The sequence below is a fragment of the Mycobacterium sp. TH-M103 genome, assembly GCF_057473785.1.
Window position 1 is genome coordinate 1 of the sequence record NZ_JBYCLG010000106.1, and the last position, 16,915, is coordinate 16,915.

General features: G+C 68.8%; 18 protein-coding genes. 13 read left to right on the forward strand and 5 right to left on the reverse strand.

The features are described 5' to 3' along the window. Window positions 1-270: type II toxin-antitoxin system VapB family antitoxin (locus AC2VOR_RS06105; RefSeq protein WP_486963386.1), on the reverse strand; the 270-nt coding region annotated here is incomplete at its 3' end. A 176-nt stretch (window positions 271-446) separates the two neighbouring features. On the opposite strand from AC2VOR_RS06105, the gene hrcA reads away from it, so the two are divergent. The 5 genes from hrcA to ybeY all read left to right on the forward strand — a co-directional run bounded on the left by hrcA (window position 447) and on the right by ybeY (window position 5,246). Beyond that, a complete protein-coding gene (gene hrcA, locus AC2VOR_RS06110) occupies window positions 447-1,478 on the forward strand; it encodes a heat-inducible transcriptional repressor HrcA (RefSeq protein WP_369738008.1) in 1,032 nt (343 codons plus the stop codon). A 67-nt stretch (window positions 1,479-1,545) separates the two neighbouring features. Next, on the forward strand, window positions 1,546-2,700 hold the full coding sequence (gene dnaJ, locus AC2VOR_RS06115; protein ID WP_369738010.1) for a molecular chaperone DnaJ: 1,155 nt from the start codon (window positions 1,546-1,548) through the stop codon (window positions 2,698-2,700). Between the two features lie 25 nt (window positions 2,701-2,725). Then, window positions 2,726-3,511: a 16S rRNA (uracil(1498)-N(3))-methyltransferase gene (locus tag AC2VOR_RS06120; RefSeq protein ID WP_486963387.1), complete on the forward strand. Its 786-nt coding sequence runs from the start codon at window positions 2,726-2,728 to the stop codon at window positions 3,509-3,511. 133 nt (window positions 3,512-3,644) lie between these two features. Beyond that, window positions 3,645-4,694 (forward strand): PhoH family protein, encoded by a 1,050-nt coding sequence (locus tag AC2VOR_RS06125; protein WP_369738012.1) that lies wholly within the window; start codon window positions 3,645-3,647, stop codon window positions 4,692-4,694. Between the two features lie 18 nt (window positions 4,695-4,712). Continuing rightward, a complete protein-coding gene (gene ybeY / locus AC2VOR_RS06130) occupies window positions 4,713-5,246 on the forward strand; it encodes an rRNA maturation RNase YbeY (protein WP_369738014.1) in 534 nt (177 codons plus the stop codon). 16 nt (window positions 5,247-5,262) lie between these two features. Here ybeY and AC2VOR_RS06135 read toward each other — a convergent pair whose 3' ends face one another. After that, on the reverse strand, window positions 5,263-6,426 hold the full coding sequence (locus AC2VOR_RS06135; RefSeq protein WP_369738015.1) for a cytochrome P450: 1,164 nt from the start codon (window positions 6,424-6,426) through the stop codon (window positions 5,263-5,265). A 220-nt stretch (window positions 6,427-6,646) separates the two neighbouring features. Between AC2VOR_RS06135 and AC2VOR_RS06140 the strand changes: the two genes are divergently transcribed. Both AC2VOR_RS06140 and era read left to right on the forward strand, forming a co-directional pair. After that, the gene (locus AC2VOR_RS06140) at window positions 6,647-7,954 is read left to right on the forward strand and encodes a hemolysin family protein (protein WP_369738016.1); all 1,308 of its coding nucleotides are present in this window, start codon (window positions 6,647-6,649) and stop codon (window positions 7,952-7,954) included. A gap of 81 nt (window positions 7,955-8,035) precedes the next feature. Further along, window positions 8,036-8,935, forward strand: coding sequence for a GTPase Era (era, locus tag AC2VOR_RS06145; protein ID WP_369738018.1), 900 nt, complete (start codon window positions 8,036-8,038; stop codon window positions 8,933-8,935). A gap of 71 nt (window positions 8,936-9,006) precedes the next feature. On the opposite strand, the gene AC2VOR_RS06150 is transcribed toward era, so the two are convergent. Next, on the reverse strand, window positions 9,007-10,479 hold the full coding sequence (locus AC2VOR_RS06150) for an amidase (RefSeq protein ID WP_369738019.1): 1,473 nt from the start codon (window positions 10,477-10,479) through the stop codon (window positions 9,007-9,009). Between the two features lie 61 nt (window positions 10,480-10,540). On the opposite strand from AC2VOR_RS06150, the gene recO reads away from it, so the two are divergent. The 3 genes from recO to AC2VOR_RS06165 are packed head-to-tail and all read left to right on the forward strand — an operon-like array spanning window position 10,541 to window position 12,652. Further along, window positions 10,541-11,338 carry a DNA repair protein RecO gene (recO, locus tag AC2VOR_RS06155; RefSeq protein ID WP_369738021.1) on the forward strand — a complete coding sequence of 266 codons (798 nt, stop codon included), beginning with the start codon at window positions 10,541-10,543 and terminating at the stop codon, window positions 11,336-11,338. Beyond that, entirely contained in the window at window positions 11,331-12,224 is an 894-nt protein-coding gene (locus tag AC2VOR_RS06160; protein WP_369738023.1) for a decaprenyl diphosphate synthase, read from the forward strand. Before recO ends, AC2VOR_RS06160 begins: the two co-directional genes overlap by 8 nt. Continuing rightward, on the forward strand, window positions 12,224-12,652 hold the full coding sequence (locus AC2VOR_RS06165; protein WP_369738024.1) for a hypothetical protein: 429 nt from the start codon (window positions 12,224-12,226) through the stop codon (window positions 12,650-12,652). The genes AC2VOR_RS06160 and AC2VOR_RS06165 overlap by 1 nt, the downstream gene beginning before the upstream one ends. Window positions 12,653-12,657: 5 nt before the next feature. Here the strand turns inward: AC2VOR_RS06165 and AC2VOR_RS06170 are convergent, their stop codons facing one another. Beyond that, window positions 12,658-13,050, reverse strand: coding sequence for a Fur family transcriptional regulator (locus AC2VOR_RS06170; RefSeq protein ID WP_369738025.1), 393 nt, complete (start codon window positions 13,048-13,050; stop codon window positions 12,658-12,660). Continuing rightward, window positions 13,047-13,463, reverse strand: coding sequence for an ArsR/SmtB family transcription factor (locus AC2VOR_RS06175; protein ID WP_369738027.1), 417 nt, complete (start codon window positions 13,461-13,463; stop codon window positions 13,047-13,049). The genes AC2VOR_RS06170 and AC2VOR_RS06175 overlap by 4 nt, the downstream gene beginning before the upstream one ends. Window positions 13,464-13,626: 163 nt before the next feature. Between AC2VOR_RS06175 and AC2VOR_RS06180 the strand changes: the two genes are divergently transcribed. From AC2VOR_RS06180 to AC2VOR_RS06190, 3 genes are all read left to right on the forward strand, one after another. Then, window positions 13,627-15,045, forward strand: a complete 1,419-nt coding sequence (locus AC2VOR_RS06180; RefSeq protein WP_369741519.1) for a glycine--tRNA ligase — start codon at window positions 13,627-13,629, stop codon at window positions 15,043-15,045. Between the two features lie 478 nt (window positions 15,046-15,523). Continuing rightward, window positions 15,524-16,690, forward strand: coding sequence for a PPE family protein (locus AC2VOR_RS06185; protein WP_486963388.1), 1,167 nt, complete (start codon window positions 15,524-15,526; stop codon window positions 16,688-16,690). Window positions 16,691-16,775: 85 nt separating this feature from the next. Next, the coding region (locus AC2VOR_RS06190) for a WXG100 family type VII secretion target (protein ID WP_486963389.1) at window positions 16,776-16,915 on the forward strand (140 nt) is incomplete at its 3' end.

Genomic DNA, 16,915 nt, shown 5'->3' on the forward strand with positions numbered 1-16,915 from the left:
GTGCAGCACCGTGCGGTTCCGCAGCGCGGCGCGCACCGCGCGGTGCAGGCCGTCCTCGAGGTAGGTGATCCCCTTCCAGCGCACCGCGTGCGGGAAAAGGTCCCCGTAAAAGGTGGAGTCCTCCGAAAGCAGCCGGTCGAGCGCGAGCACCGTCGTCGTGGTGACCAATTCGTCCAGCCGGATCTGCTGCGGCGGTATGCGGGACCAGTCTTTGTACGACAGCCCGTGCTCGGGATAGGGCTTACCTTCCCGCACGCCTTTGAAGATCATGGGTCGACCATCGGCGATTCCAGCCCTGTCGAATCGCGCGAGCCCGACGCAACCATGCTGGATAGGCTAGCCGGAAAAGCCCTTCGCGGCGTCGACGCTCTCCGCTGCTGCCGGTCAGCGCATGTCGGGGCCCGTAAAATGAAGCCGGTCAGCAGGTGTCAGGGAGGTGACAAGCGATGGGTAGCGCCGACGAACGCCGCTTTGAAGTGCTGCGGGCCATCGTCGCCGACTTCGTCGCCACCAAGGAACCGATCGGTTCGAAGTCCCTGGTCGAGCGTCACAACCTGGGGGTGTCGTCGGCGACGATCCGCAACGACATGGCGGTGTTGGAGGCCGAGGGCTACATCGTGCAGCCCCACACCAGCTCGGGGCGGGTGCCCACCGAGAAGGGCTACCGCGAGTTCGTCGACCGGCTCGAGGACGTCAAGCCGCTGTCGTCTGCCGAGCGGCGCGCGATCCAGGGCTTCCTCGAGTCCGGTGTGGACCTCGACGACGTGCTGCGCCGTGCGGTGCGGCTGCTGGCGCAGCTGACCCGCCAGGTGGCCGTGGTGCAGTACCCGACGCTGTCGTCATCGACCGTGCGCCACCTGGAAGTGATCGCTTTGACCCCGGCCCGGCTGCTGATGGTCGTCATCACCGACTCCGGCCGGGTGGACCAGCGCATCGTCGAGCTCGGCGACGTGATCGAGGACCACCAGCTCTCCCAGTTGCGCGACATGCTCGGCCAGGCGCTGATCGGTAAGAAGCTGTCGGCGGCCTCGGTCGCGGTAGCCGACCTCGCCGGGCAGCTGCGCGGTCCCGACGGGCTCAGCGACGCCGTCGGCCGCTCGGCGACGGTGCTGCTGGAGTCGCTGGTCGAGCACACCGAGGAGCGCCTGCTGATGGGCGGCGCCGCCAACCTGACCCGCAACGCAGCGGATTTCGGGGGCTCGCTGCGCTCCATCCTCGAGGCGCTCGAGGAGCAGGTCGTGGTGCTGAAGCTGCTGGCGGCCCAGCAGGAGGCCGGCAAGGTCACGGTGCGCATCGGGCACGAGACGGCCGCCGAGCAGATGGTGGGCACCTCGGTGGTTACCACCGCCTATGGCACCCCCGACACCGTATACGGCGGAATGGGTGTATTGGGGCCGACCAGAATGGATTATCCGGGAACTATTGCCAACGTTGCTGCGGTTGCTCTCTACATCGGCGAAGTGCTGGGTGCTCGGTGAACGTGCACCTGCATAATGCTCAGGCTTGCGCAGGCGCGGCGAAGAACCAGGTATAGGAGACTCAAGCGTGGCACGCGACTATTACGGGCTGCTCGGTGTGAGCAAGAACGCCAGCGATGCGGACATCAAACGCGCCTACCGCAAACTGGCGCGCGAACTGCATCCGGACGTCAATCCCGACGAGGCCGCGCAGGCGAAATTCCAGGAGATCAGTGCCGCCTACGAGGTGCTGAGCGACCCGGAGAAACGCCGGATCGTCGACCTCGGCGGGGACCCGTTGGAAAACGCTGCGGCGGGCGCCGGAGGTTTCGGCGGTTTCGGCAACCTGGGCGACGTGTTCGAGGCCTTCTTCGGCGGCGGCTTCAATGGTGGCGGGACGTCGCGGGGACCCATCGGGCGGGTCCGGCCCGGTTCGGACTCGCTGCTGCGGATGCGCCTCGACCTCGAGGAGTGCGCCACCGGCGTCACCAAACAGGTCACCGTCGACACCGCGGTGCTGTGCGACCGCTGCCAGGGCAAGGGCACCAACGGCGACTCCGCCCCGGTCCCGTGCGACACCTGCGGCGGCCGCGGGGAGATCCAGACGGTGCAGCGCTCGCTGCTGGGCCAGGTGATGACCTCACGGCCCTGTCCCACCTGCCGCGGGGTCGGCGTGACCATCCCCGACCCGTGCCACCAGTGCATGGGCGACGGCCGGGTGCGGGCGCGCCGGGAGATCAGCGTCAAGATCCCCGCCGGCGTCGGCGAGGGCATGCGGGTGCGGCTCGCCGCGCAGGGTGAGGTCGGTCCCGGCGGCGGGCCGGCCGGCGACCTTTACGTCGAGGTGCACGAACAGACCCACGACATCTTCGTGCGCGAGGGCGACGACTTGCACTGCACGGTCTCGGTGCCGATGGTGGACGCGGCGTTGGGCGTCACGGTCACCGTCGACGCCATCCTGGACGGGATGAGCGAGATCACGATCCCGCCCGGCACGCAGCCGGGCACGATCATCACGCTGCGCGGGCACGGGATGCCGCACCTGCGGTCGGGCGTCCGGGGCAACCTGCTCGTCCACGTCGAGGTGGTGGTTCCCACCCGGCTGGACCAGCAGGACACCGAACTGCTGCGCGAGCTGAAGAGCCGCCGCGGCCGCGACGTGGCCGAGGTCCGCTCCTCGCACCACGCCGGCAACGGCGGCGGGCTGTTCAGCCGCCTGCGCGAGACCTTCACCGGTCGCTGACCGCGGTCGTCGGGGCCGTCCGGAGATGGTGGCGACGCTGTTCTACGTCGACGCGCTGCCCGAGGCCGGCGGGCTGGCCGTCGTCGACGGCGACGAAGGGTTTCACGCGGCGACCGTGCGCCGGATCCGCCTCGGCGAGCAGCTGGTGCTCGGGGACGGCGCCGGGAACCTGGCCCGCTGCGAGGTCGAACACGCGGGCCGCGACGGGCTGCGCGCGCGGGTGCTGGGGCGGTGGCGCGTTGCGCCCGGGCGCCCCCGGGTCACGGTCGTGCAGGCGCTGCCCAAGTCGGAGCGTTCGGAGCTGGCAATCGAACTGGCCACCGAAGCCGGCGCCGACGCGTTCGTGGCCTGGCAGGCGGACCGGTGCGTGGCCACCTGGCAAGGTGCGCGTGTCGACAAGGGGCTGCGCCGGTGGCGCGCCGTCGCCCGGTCGGCGGCACGCCAATCCCGCCGGGCGCACATCCCGCCCGTCGAGGGGGTGCTGTCCACCGCGGCGCTCACCGAGCGGGTCCGCGCGGAGGTGGCCGCCGGCGCAGCGGTGCTGGCGTTGCACGAGGCGGCCACCACTGGGCTGGTGGATACTTCTGTCGCACAAGCAGATTCGGTTCTACTGCTGGTCGGCCCGGAGGGCGGCATCGCGCCGCAGGAGATCGCCGCGCTGACCGGCGCGGGCGCGGTGGCGGTCCGCCTCGGTCCGCAGGTGTTGCGGACGTCGAGCGCGGCGGCGGTGGCGCTGGGTGCCCTGGGCGTGCTCACCGGGCGATGGGACCCGGGCGCCGACCGTGAAATCGGCGACGCGACGCGCCGCTGACGCGTCGCCGGGTGCATGTCGTGGCCAGACCGCGCCGCAAATGCGCGCTTGGGAGGGGGTCGTGACCGGCGGTAGACTGGGCGGTCGGGAACGTGATCCCGGCAAACAGCGGAAGGCAGGCATCGGAAACCACGTGACGCCCCGTGAGACCAGCGTTGATGACACTTTGCCGGCTTCTGACCAGGTTGATAGCAGCATCGACGTTCCGCCCGATCTCATCGTGGGACTGTTGGGCTCGGCAGACGAGAACCTGCGCGCCCTCGAACGCACGCTCAACGCCAACCTGCATGTGCGCGGCAACACCGTCACCCTGTCCGGCGAGCCGGGCGACGTCGCACTCGCCGAGCGGGTGCTCTCCGAGCTGGTCGCCATCGTGGCCGGCGGCCAGCCGCTGACGCCGGAGGTGGTGCGCCACAGCGTCGCCATGCTGGTCGGTGCCGGCGACGAGTCGCCCGCCGAGGTCCTGACCCTGGACATCCTGTCGCGGCGCGGCAAGACGATCCGGCCAAAGACACTGAACCAGAAGCGCTACGTCGACGCCATCGACGCCAACACCATCGTCTTCGGTGTGGGGCCGGCCGGCACCGGCAAGACCTACCTGGCCATGGCCAAGGCGGTCCGCGCCCTGCAGACCAAGCAGGTGACCCGCATCATCCTGACCCGGCCCGCGGTGGAAGCCGGTGAGCGCCTTGGCTTTCTGCCGGGCACGCTGAGCGAGAAGATCGACCCGTATCTGCGGCCGCTCTACGACGCGCTCTACGACATGATGGACCCCGAGCTGATCCCGAAGCTGATGTCCGCCGGCGTTATCGAGGTGGCGCCGCTGGCGTACATGCGGGGCCGCACGCTGAATTCGGCCTTCATCGTCCTCGACGAGGCGCAGAACACCACCGCGGAGCAGATGAAGATGTTCCTCACCCGGCTCGGGTTCGGATCCAAGATCGTCGTCACCGGCGACATCACCCAGATCGACCTGCCGGGCGGTTCCAGGTCCGGCCTGCGGTCGGCCATGGAGATCCTCGACAGCGTCGATGACATCCACATCGCGGAGCTGACGAGCGCGGACGTGGTGCGCCACCGGCTCGTCTCGGAGATCGTGGACGCCTATGCGAGGTCCGAACAGCCCGGGCTGACGATGAATCGGGCGGCTCGCCGGTCGTCGGGTTCGCGCGGTCGCCGATAGTGGTGCGGTGATCACGCGATGAGCATCGAAGTCTCCAACGAGTCCGGCATCGACGTCTCCGAGGCGGAACTGGTCAGCGTCGCACGGTTCGTGCTGACGAAGATGGACGTCAACCCCAGCGCCGAGCTCTCGATGGTGTTGCTGGACACCGCCGCCATGGCCGACCTCCACATGCGGTGGATGGACCTGCCCGGTCCGACCGACGTGATGAGCTTCCCGATGGACGAGCTCGAGCCCGGCGGCCGACCCGACGCCCCCGAACCGGGGCCGGCCATGCTCGGCGACATCGTGCTGTGCCCGGAGTTCGCCGCCGAGCAGGCCGCCGCGGCGGGCCACAGCCTGGGCCACGAGCTGGCGTTGCTGACTATCCACGGTGTGCTGCACCTGCTCGGCTACGACCACGGCGAGCCGGACGAGGAGAAGGAGATGTTCGCCCTTCAGGACCGGTTGCTCGAAGAGTGGGTTGCCGAGCAGGTCGAGGCCTACCGCCAGGACCTGCAGGGTGAGAAAGACCGGCGGTTGCTGGACAAGTCGAGGTATTTCGACAACTGAGCCGGCTGGCCGCGGCTCACGAGCGTGGGTTCCACCTCAGCGGCAGACTGCTCGGCATGACCGCGCCGCCGGGGGTGAACGTGAAGGCCGGCGTGAAACCGGGCTCCAACTCGAAATCCGGTACGGCATCGAGGAACCCGGTGATGATCACGGCCAGCTCGATGCGGGCCAGGGCTTTGCCCAGGCAGCGATGGACTCCCGCCGCGAAGCTCCGGTGACGTTTGGGCCGGATTTTGCCGTCGTCGGTCATGGTCACCGACGACTGGTCGTCGGCCTCGAGGTTCGTCGTCGCCAGGCATAGGACCACCACCGAGCCCGCCGGTATCGTGACCCCGGCGAGCGTAACCTGTCGCGCGGTGAAGCGCCCGATGAACGGGAAAGGCGTCTCGAGCCGCAGCAGCTCCTCGATGAACGCCCCGACCTGGTCGGGATTGTCGCGCAGCGTGAGACGAAGCCGCCGGTCGCGGGCCAGGTGCAGCAGCGCCGACCCAATGGCCGCCTGGATGGCGTCCTGGGCGGAGCACAGCAGGGCGTAGAACCCGATCACCTCGTTCTCGGTGAGCGGGTCGGCGCCGGTGAGCAGCTGCGATGCAAGCGCCGGCCTGTCGGCGCCCTGGATGGCTTCGACCAGGTAGGCGAACAGCCCGGAGGCTTGGGGTGACCCGGGTGTATCCCAGTTGACGTCTTCCGCCCATGCGGCCAGCTTGTCCCGGTCGCTCGGCGGGAGCCCGCACAGTGCCGTCAACACGCCGAAGGGGAACGGAACGGCGACGTCGGCGATCGCTTCGCACTCACCGCGGGGCACCAATGCGTCGATGAGCGCCGACGCCTGCGCTCGCAGCGCGGGCAGCAGCGCATCCACCGCGCGCGGGGTGAAGTAGGGCTGCAGAATCCGGCGGAAGCGCGAGTGCTCGGGCGGATCGTAGGCAAGCGGTACCGGGGTCGGAAGTGTTTTCATCCCGGCCCCGGGCACCGGGAGCGGCTGCCTGCGTGAGGTGAAGGTGGCGTAGTCGCCCAGTGCCGCCAGCACGTCCTCGCGGCGCGTCACCAGGTAGTAGCCGCCCATTCCGACGAACACACCCTCGGACTGAAGCGCGCGCCAGTAGTCCTTGGGGTCGTCCGCGATCACGATCCGATCGGCATCGGCGAACGGCGGCAGCGGTGGGGGGAAGTCGCTCACCTGACCCACCGCCGGGTGGTGCGACGACTGCACACGGAGCCTGAGAATAGAGTCCAATGCTTGGGTATTGCTGGCAAGTTGTTGGGTGTTCTCGGCTGGTTTCGGAGCCGACCGCGGCGCCCGCGCAGGCGTTGAGCGTCGCGGTGACCGGGCGCGGCGGGGCGGTATGTCAAAATGTCCGGATGGCAGGAAGTTTGCCGGACATTGCGGCCTTCGACCTGTGACCGGACTGAATGAACTGCTGGGCGCGATCGCGCTGATCGCCCTGGGCGGACTCTTCGCGGCGATCGACGCCGCCATCGGCACGGTGTCGCTGGCCCGCGTTCAGGAGTTGGTGCGCGAGGAGCTGCCCGGTGCGGTGGCGTTGTCGAAGGTGATGGCCGAGCGGCCGCGCTACATCAACCTGATGGTGCTGCTGCGGATCACCTGCGAGATCACCGCGACCGCGTTGCTGGTGGTGTTCTTCCGGCACGCCCTGAGCCTGGACGGCGGGCTGTTCGTCGCCGCGATCATCATGGTCGTGGTCAGCTTCGTCGTCATCGGGGTGGGCCCGCGCACGCTCGGGCGCCAGCACGCCTACTCGATCTCGCTGGCGACGGCCGTTCCGCTGCAGTTGCTTTCGTGGTTGCTGATGCCGATCAGCCGATTGCTGGTCGTGCTGGGTAACGCACTCACGCCCGGCCGTGGGCTGCGAAACGGGCCGTTCGCGTCCGAGATCGAGTTGCGCGAGGTCGTCGATCTGGCCCAGCAGCGCGGCGTCGTCGCCGCCGACGAGCGCCGGATGATCCAGTCGGTGTTCGAACTCGGCGACACCCCCGCCCGCGAAGTGATGGTGCCGCGAACCGAAATGATCTGGATCGAAAGCGACAAACTGGCCAGCCAGGCGATCAACCTGGCCGTCCGCAGCGGCCATTCCCGCATCCCGGTGATAGGCGAGAACGTCGACGACATCGTCGGGGTCGTGTATCTGAAAGACCTTGTCCAGCATACGTTCCTGTCGCAAGACGGCGGCCGGGACACCACCGTGGCGCAGGTGATGCGCCCGGCGGTGTTCGTGCCGGACTCCAAGCCGCTGGACGCGCTGCTGCGGGACATGCAGCGCGACCGCAACCACATGGCCCTGCTGGTCGACGAGTACGGGGCGATCGCCGGCCTGGTCAGCATCGAAGACGTGCTCGAGGAAATCGTCGGGGAGATCGCCGACGAGTACGACCAAGCGGAGACGGCGCCGATCGAGGACCTGGGCGACAGGCGTTTCCGCGTGTCGGCCCGGCTGCCGATCGAGGACGTCGGGGAGTTGTACGGGGTGGAGTTCGACGACGATCTCGACATCGACACCGTGGGCGGACTGCTGGCCCTGGAACTGGGCCGGGTCCCGCTGCCGGGCGCCGAGGTGGTGTCGCACGGCCTGCGCCTGCACGCCGAAGGAGGTACCGACCATCGGGGCCGGGTGCGGATCGGCACCGTCTTGCTGAGCCCGGCCGAGCCCGACGGGTCCGACCGCGCGGAAGCCGGCCGTCATGGCTGAGCGGTCCGGTGCCGAGCGTGTGCCCACGGCGGGAATGTCCGCCGTATGTCGGCCTGGATGCACGTTCGGCGAAAGGCTGTCATGACGGAATTCCGTTCGGGCTTCGTGTGTTTGATCGGCCGGCCCAACACCGGAAAGTCGACGCTGACCAACGCGCTGGTGGGCGCCAAAGTGGCGATCACCTCCATGCGGCCGCAGACCACCCGGCACACCATTCGCGGCATCGTGCACCGGGAGGACTTCCAGATCATCCTGGTCGACACCCCCGGCCTGCACCGGCCGCGCACCCTGCTCGGCAAGCGGCTCAACGACCTGGTCCGCGACACCTACGCCGAAGTCGACGTGATCGGGCTGTGCATCCCCGCCGACGAGGCGATCGGCCCCGGTGACCGCTGGATCGTCGACCAGGTCCGCGCCGTCGCGCCGGCGACCACCCTCGTCGGGATCGTCACCAAGATCGACAAGGCGCCCAAGGACCGGCTCGCCGCGCAGCTGGTCGCGGTCAGCGAACTCGTCGGCCCGTCGGCCGAGATCGTGCCGGTGTCGGCGGTCAGCGGGGAACAGGTCGACGTGCTGGTCGACGTCCTGGCCGCGGCCCTGCCGCCGGGCCCGGCGTACTACCCCGACGGCGAGCTGACCGACGAGCCGGAGGAGGTCCTGATGGCCGAGCTCATCCGCGAGGCGGCCCTCGAGGGGGTACGCGACGAACTCCCGCATTCGCTCGCCGTGGTGATCGACGAGGTCAACCCGCGCGAGGGCCGCGACGACCTGATCGACGTGCACGCCATCCTCTACGTCGAAAGGTCCAGCCAGAAAGGGATCGTCATCGGCAAGGGCGGGGCCCGGCTGAAGGAGGTGGGCACCGCGGCGCGCACCCAGATCGAAAAGCTGCTGGGCACCAAGGTCTACCTCGACCTGCGGGTTAAGATCGCCAAGAACTGGCAGAGCGACCCCAAACAGCTTGGCCGGCTTGGCTTCTAGAGCGTCATTTTCTTCCGCCCGTAGCTGGTAGGCCGCGTGGACCTGCGCAGTCCCGAGGCCGCCGGTTCGCCTCAGCGCGAGGCGTCCGCGCCGGCGTTCCACCACACCTGCGGCTGCTTGCTCGCCCAGCCGCAGACGGCTTCGAGCTCCGCGGCCAGCGAGACCAGCATGGGTTCGCTATCCGCCGGTCCCATCAGCTGCACCCCGATCGGCAGGCCGTCGGAGGTGAACCCCGCCGGCACGTTGATCGACGGCCAGCCCAACACGTTCCACGGCCACGTCACCGGGCAGGCGCGGATCATGGTGCGGTCGAGGCGGTAGCTGCCCAGCCTGTCGAACGCGTGCACCGGGGGAGGCGGCTGCGCGGTGGTCGGTGCCAGCACCACGTCGACGATGTCGAAGACCGAGCCGACGCGGCGCTGGGCGGCGGCCTCGTGGCGGCGGGCGCTGCGCAGCGTCGCCTGCCCCAGCACGTGGCCGGTGCGCAGATTGGCCACGGTGCGCGGATCGAACGTGACGCCGTCGCCCAGGCGCTCCTCCCACTCGCGCAGGCCCGCGGTGGACCGGACCAGGAAGTCCCACGACAACCGCAGGCCGTAGTCGGGGTTGCCGGGCACCACGGTGTGGCCGAGCAGTTGCAGTTGCTTGGCCACGGCGCGCGTCGCGGTTGCGATCTCCGGGTGCAGTTTGGCCCGAAAACCGGTGAACGGGAAGCGGGTTGACAGCGCGATGGTCAGCGGGCCGGGCGCTTTGCCGACGTAGTCGGAAACCCGGACCGGGCGCGGCCGGTGCCGCTCGGCTTCGACGTTGCCGGATGCGGCGTCGAGGACCAGGGCCGCATCGGCCACGGTGCGGGCCAGCACGCCGTTGACCGTGATGCCGTTGAACGCCTCCGGCAGCGGCCAGGTGGAGATGCGGCCCCGCTGGGGCTTGATGCCCACCAGGTGCGTCCACGCGGCCGGGATGCGGATGCTGCCGGCGCCGTCGGAGCCGATGGCGGCGGTGACCAGGCCCGCGGCGACCGCGGCCGCGCTGCCGCCCGAAGACCCGCCCGGGGTGTGCCGCCGCGACCATGGGTTGCGGGTGTGCCCGAAGCCGGGCCCGCTGGTGAACGGCCATTGGCCCAGTTCGCAGGTGTTGGTCTTGCCGACGATCACCGCGCCGGCGGCCTTCAGGCGCCGAACCACCTCGGCGTCCTGGGTGGCGGGACTGACATAGCCGTCGGTCCCGTACGCGGTGGGCACTCCAGCAACGTCGACGTCGTCCTTGACCGCGATCGGGACGCCGAGCAGCGGGGCGGTGTCGCCGGCGGCCCGGCGGCGGTCGGCCTCGGCCGCGTCGGCCAGCGCCGACTCGGTGAGAACCACCCGGAAGGCGTTCAGCGTGGACTGGCTGAGGTTGATGGCGTGCAGGGAACGGCGCACCAATGTGTCCGACGTCACCGAGCGGCTGGCGAGCTGATAGAGCAGGTCAGTCAGCGTGGGCAGGCGCTGGCTGCCGGAACCGGGAACGGATCCGGAAGTGTACTCACGAGCGCCAACCACGGGGTACGAGACTATCGGCGCGGATACCCGCGATGTCGCGGTGGGGTGCAAAACTGTTGTAATGCGGCTGTATCGAGACCGGGCGGTTGTACTGCGCCAGCACAAGCTCGGCGAGGCTGACCGGATCGTCACTCTGCTGACCCGCGAGCATGGACTGGTCCGCGCGGTGGCCAAGGGCGTGCGCCGCACCCGCAGCAAATTCGGTGCGCGGCTGGAGCCCTTCGCGCACATCGACGTCCAACTGCACCCGGGCCGGAACCTGGACATCGTGACCCAGGTGGTTTCGATCGACTCGTTCGCCACCGACATCGTCAACGACTACGGCCGGTACACCTGCGGGTGCGCGATGCTGGAAACCGCCGAACGCCTCGCCGGCGAGGAGCGGGCACCCGTCCCGGCCCTGCATCGGCTCACGGTGAGCGCGCTGCGGGCGGTGGCCGACGGGCACCGCCCCCGCGACCTGCTGCTGGACGCCTACCTGCTGCGTGCCATGGGCATCGCCGGATGGGCGCCGGCGCTCAACGAGTGCGCCCGGTGCGCCACGCCCGGGCCGCACCGGGCGTTTCACATCGCCGCCGGGGGCAGCGTCTGCCCGCACTGCCGCCCGGCCGGTTCCACCACCCCGCCACCGGGGGTGCTGGACCTGATGTGTGCGTTGCACGACGGTGACTGGGAGGCCGCCCAGGTGGCGCCGCAGTCGCACCGCAGCCACGTCAGCGGACTGGTGGCCGCGCACCTGCAATGGCATCTGGAGCGGCAGCTCAAAACGCTGCCGCTGGTCGAACGGACCTACCGCGCCGACCGCACTGTCGCCGACCTGCGCGCGGCACTCACCCGGCAGGACATGGCCTGTGGCTAAGAAGACCGGCCGCGGGCCGGTCCCGGCCGACTTCCCGCAGCTGCCGCCCGCGCCCGACGACTACCCGGTCTTTCCCGACACCTCCACGTGGCCCGTCGAGTTCCCCGAGTTGCCGCCCGCACCCGGCGGCGGCCCGCGCAGGCCGCCCCAGCACATTTCCAAGGCGGCCGCGCCGCGCATACCGGCCGACCGCCTGCCCAACCACGTCGCCATCGTGATGGACGGCAACGGCCGCTGGGCCACCCAGCGCGGGCTGCGCCGCACCGAAGGCCACAAGATGGGCGAGGCGGTGGTGATCGACATCGCTTGCGGGGCAATCGAACTCGGTATCAAGTGGCTCAGCCTCTACGCCTTTTCCACCGAGAACTGGAAGCGCTCGCCCGAAGAGGTCCGGTTCCTGATGGGTTTCAACCGCGATGTGGTGCGGCGGCGCCGCGAGAGCCTCAACGAGATGGGCGTCCGGATCCGGTGGGTGGGCTCGCGGCCGCGGTTGTGGCGCAGCGTCATCAACGAGCTGGCGATCGCCGAGGCGATGACGGACGGCAACGACGTGATCACCGTCAACTACTGCGTGAACTACGGTGGCCGCACCGAAATCGCTGAAGCCACAAGGGAGATCGCCCGCGAGGCCGCCGCGGGCCGGCTGAACCCGGACCGGATCACCGAGTCCACGATCGCCCGCCACCTGCAGCGGCCCGACATCCCCGACGTCGACCTGTTCCTGCGGACGTCGGGGGAGCAGCGGTCCAGCAACTTCATGCTGTGGCAGGCGGCCTACGCCGAGTACATCTTCCAGGACAAGCTGTGGCCCGACTACGACCGCCGCGACCTGTGGGCAGCTTGCGAGGAATATGCTTCCCGCAACCGACGATTCGGGAGTGCTTAGTGCCGTCACTGCAGGAGCGTCTGGCCTCCGTCCTGGTCGGCGTCGTGCCCGTCGACGAGGAGCCCGACGGTGCGCTGACGATCCGCCACGACGGCACGATCGCGTCGCTGCGGGTGGTCAACATCGCCGAGGGTCTGGACCTGGTGTCGCTCACCCAGGTCCTGGCGTGGGACCTGCCGCTGACCAAGAAGATCGCCGACCAGGTGGCCCGGCAGGCACGCGACAGCAACTTCGGCAGCGTGACGCTCGTGGAGAAGGTCAACGCCAAAGCGGTGCAGCGCAATTCCGGCAAGGGCACGGCCAAGAGCGCAGACGTGATCATGCGGTACAACTTTCCGGGTGCCGGCCTGGCCGACGAGGCCCTGCGCACCCTGGTCCTGCTGGTGTTGGACACCGGCGCCGAGATGCACCGCGCGCTGACCTCGTGACGGCGCTAGGGCCTGCACTCCGAGCACAAACCGAAGATCTCGATGGTGTGGCTGACGTCGGAGAAGCCGTGTTTGGCCGCCACCTCGGCGGCCCATTCCTCGACCTCGTGGTCGGCGACCTCGATGGTGGAGCCGCAGTTGCGGCACACCAGATGGTGGTGATGGTGCTCCGAGCACCTGCGGTAGACGGACTCCCCGGTGTCGGTGCGCAGCGTGTCGACCATCCCCGCCGCCGCCATGGACTGCAGCGTCCGGTAGACGGTGGTCAGCCCGATGTTGTCGCCGCGGCGCCGTAGCTCGTCGTGCAGTTCCTGGGCCGAGCGGAATTCGTCGAGGGTCTCCAGCAGGGTGGAGATGGCCGCCCGTTGCCGGGTGGAGCGGACACTGGGTCCGGTCATGTGTCCTCGCCGGCATGGGCAACGGCGTCGACGACGATGTGCGCCAGGTGGTGGTCGGCGAGGCGGTACATCACTTCGCGGCCCGAGCGCTCGCCGGTCACCACGCCCGCCGCCTTGAGGATCTTCAGGTGCTGGCTCACCAGCGGCTGTGGCACGCCCAGCGCGTCGACCAGTTCGTGGACGCAGCGCTGAGATTCGCGCAATTGCAGCACGATGGCGATGCGCACCGGTGCGGCCAGCGCGCGCAGCAGTTCGCCGGCGGCGTCGAGAATCTCCCTGGGGGGCGGTACGGGGTACCCCGCATACGCGGCGTGCCCGCCCGGGCCGGCCGGGTCGTGCTCGTGGGCGGCCAGGCCCAGGTCCGCTCCCATGTCGCCGGCGGTGGCCGTCGGCGTGCGGGAGGACATCGCCATGGGGGAGTGATCACCTCGAGAGTGCCGGGTTTCGGACGGTCGACCGCGGGCTTCGTCCAGCGGTTGCTTTCCACTCTCACATGCATGATGACGCATGTCAAAGACCCCGGCGCTCATCGGTACCATGACGGAGATTTGCGTGCGGCGAACCGTCGTCGCATCTATCGGTCGATCTGGGAAGGGAGCGCACCACCCCGTGGCGTCCGTCATCGACACCGTAGTGAACCTGGCCAAGCGGCGGGGTTTCGTGTACCCCTCCGGAGAGATCTACGGCGGTACCAGGTCGGCGTGGGACTACGGGCCCCTGGGGGTGGAACTCAAAGAGAACATCAAGCGGCAGTGGTGGCATTCGGTGATCACCGGCCGCGACGACGTCGTGGGCATCGATTCGTCGATCATCTTGCCCCGGCAGGTATGGGTGGCCTCCGGACATGTCGAGGTATTCCACGACCCGCTGGTCGAATGCCTGAGCTGCCACCACCGGCATCGTCAGGACCACATGCAGGAGGCGTACGCGGCGAAGAAGGGCATCGCCGACCCCGATTCGGTACCGATGAGCGAGATCGTCTGCCCCAACTGCGGCACCAAGGGCCAGTGGACCGAACCGCGCGAGTTCAACATGATGCTCAAGACCCATCTCGGTCCGATCGAAACCGAGGAGGGGCTGCACTACCTGCGCCCCGAAACCGCCCAGGGCATCTTCATCAACTTCGCCAACGTCGTCACGACGGCCCGCAAGAAGCCGCCGTTCGGCATCGGCCAGATCGGCAAGAGCTTCCGCAACGAGATCACCCCGGGCAACTTCATCTTCCGCACCCGCGAGTTCGAGCAGATGGAGATGGAGTTCTTTGTCGAGCCGCAGACCGCGAAGGACTGGCATCAGTATTGGATCGATACCCGGCTGCAGTGGTACGTCGACCTCGGCATCGATCCGCAGAACCTGCGATTGTTCGAACACCCCGCCGAAAAGCTGTCGCACTACTCGGACCGCACCGTCGATATCGAGTACAAATTCGGTTTCGCCGGGAATGCCTGGGGCGAGCTGGAAGGTATCGCCAACCGCACCGACTTCGACTTGTCCACGCACGCGAAACATTCCGGCGTGGACCTGTCCTTCTACGACCAGGCCACCGACACCCGGTACACGCCGTATGTCATCGAACCGGCGGCGGGCCTGACCCGGTCGTTCATGGCGTTCCTGGTCGACGCCTACAGCGAGGACGAGGCCCCGAATGCGAAGGGCGGGATGGACAAGCGCACGGTGCTTCGGCTGGATCCGCGATTGGCGCCGGTCAAGGTCGCGGTGTTGCCGCTGTCCAGGCACGCCGACTTGAGCCCCAAGGCCGCCGCCCTGGCGGCCGAGTTGCGGAAATGCTGGAACGTCGACTTCGACGACGCGGGCGCGATCGGGCGGCGCTACCGCCGCCAGGACGAGGTGGGGACACCGTTCTGCGTGACGGTGGATTTCGACTCGCTCGAGGACAACGCCGTCACCGTGCGCGAGCGTGATGCGATGACCCAGGAGCGGGTGGCGATGGACGGCGTCGCCAATTACCTGGCGCCGCGGCTCAGGGGTTGCTAGCGAATTCCGGCACGGTCGGTCCCGTCGAACGGCGTGATCGCCGATTCGGACGAAGTTATTTTGTCAACATATTTTGTCATCAGTAGCAGCTGTGCTCGGAATTCTCGGAATTTCTCGGTCGACCCGTTTCCGTATATGTGTCTGAATTCCATCGATGATCCACCCGCATTATCGTCGTCATTGTCCGGTCCGGACGCGGGTGCGATACTCGAGAGGTACAGCTCGTCTCCGGCGACCGGGATGGTCGGCGCGGAGACGACCCGTGCGGGGGATCCGCCGAGCGCAACCGTCTTTTGACCGGTTCCAGTTTCGTATTTTTGATTCGGCTCCAATTATTACATTTTCGGACCGATTCAAGTTTAGGTGGAAGTGGAGCTTATTCGCACTTGGTGCTTTACGATCCGGGAGTGGCTTTTGTTGATGGTTCGGATCCGTATTGGTCTGGCCTTTTGACGCGGCCGGCTGGGTGGGAGTTGTGATGTCACTGGCGTTTCCGTGGTTGCCGCCGGAGATCAACTCGGCAATGATGTTTTCCGGAGCGGGGTCTGGGCCCCTGTTCACGGCCGCGGCGGCTTGGGGCGGCTTGGCCTCGGAGCTGTCGGGTGCGGCGTCGTCGTTCCAGTCGGTGGTTTCTGGGCTGACTGGCGGGGGCTGGCTGGGTCCCGCGTCGGTCTCGATGGCCGCGGCGGCGGCACCGTATGTGGGGTGGCTGAGCGCCGCCGCGGGCCAGGCCGAAGCGGCGGCCGCTCAGGCGGCGGCCTCCGCTACGGCTTACGAGACGGCGCGGTCGGCGACGGTGGCTCCGGCGGCGGTGGCCGCGAATCGGGCACAGCTCACGGCGCTGGTTGCGACGAACTTCCTGGGGCAGAACACGCCCGCAATCTTTGAGACCGAGTTCCAGTACGTGGAGATGTGGGCGCAGGACGTGGCCGCCATGTTCGGCTACCACGGCGCGGCGACCGCGGCGGCGGCATCGTTGCCGGCGTTCGCCCTGCCGCCGCTGAGTTTCGCGGGCCTCGGGAGCTTGCTGTCGACGCCGATCGCGGCGTTGGCGTCGTCGGCGGGCGCCGCATTGCTGGCCCCGGTGGAGGCGGCGATGGCGCCCGCGGTGACGTCGGTGACGGCGGTGGCGTCCCAGTTGCCGCTTCAGTCGATCATGCAGATGGCCCCGATGGCGATGTATCCGGCGAGCATGATGATGTCGCCGCTGATGATGGCGTTGCAGGCCGGGATGCACCCGGCTGCCGGTCTGGCCAGTGCGACCACACCGCTGGCGGACGCACCCAAGTTCGTCGGCGACGTGGCCCCCAAGGGCCTGGGCGGCGGCGCGGGGGCGGATGGCCTGGGCGCGGCGTCGGCGGGGCTGGGCAAGGCCCGGCTGGTGGGGGCGATGTCGGTGCCCCCGACGTGGCAGGGGTCGTCGCCGGCCCGCATGGTCAGCGCCGCGATGTCGGGTGTGGGCGCAGTGCCCGTCGGTGCGGTCGGCGGGCCCACCGGGGGAGGCGGCATGCCGTTCATGCCGATGCCGATGGGTGGCATGGGCGCCGCCGGCGGGATGCCCGGCGGGATGTTCGGACGCGGCGGGGCCAGTCCCAATGCGGCGCAGGCGCGGCCCAGCGTGATTTCGCGAGTCGGGATCGGATAGGGGTGCAGGTCGGAATTGGTTTAGCTGCCGCATAAAGGGTGTGGCAGTACGTGACAGGAATCGAATATGTGAAAGGAGCTGAGTGATGGCCACTCGGTTTATGACGGATCCGCATGCGATGCGGGCGATGGCGGGTCGTTTTGAGGTGCACGCGCAGACGGTGGAGGACGAGGCTCGCAAGATGTGGGCGTCGTCGATGAACATCGCCGGTGCGGGCTGGAGCGG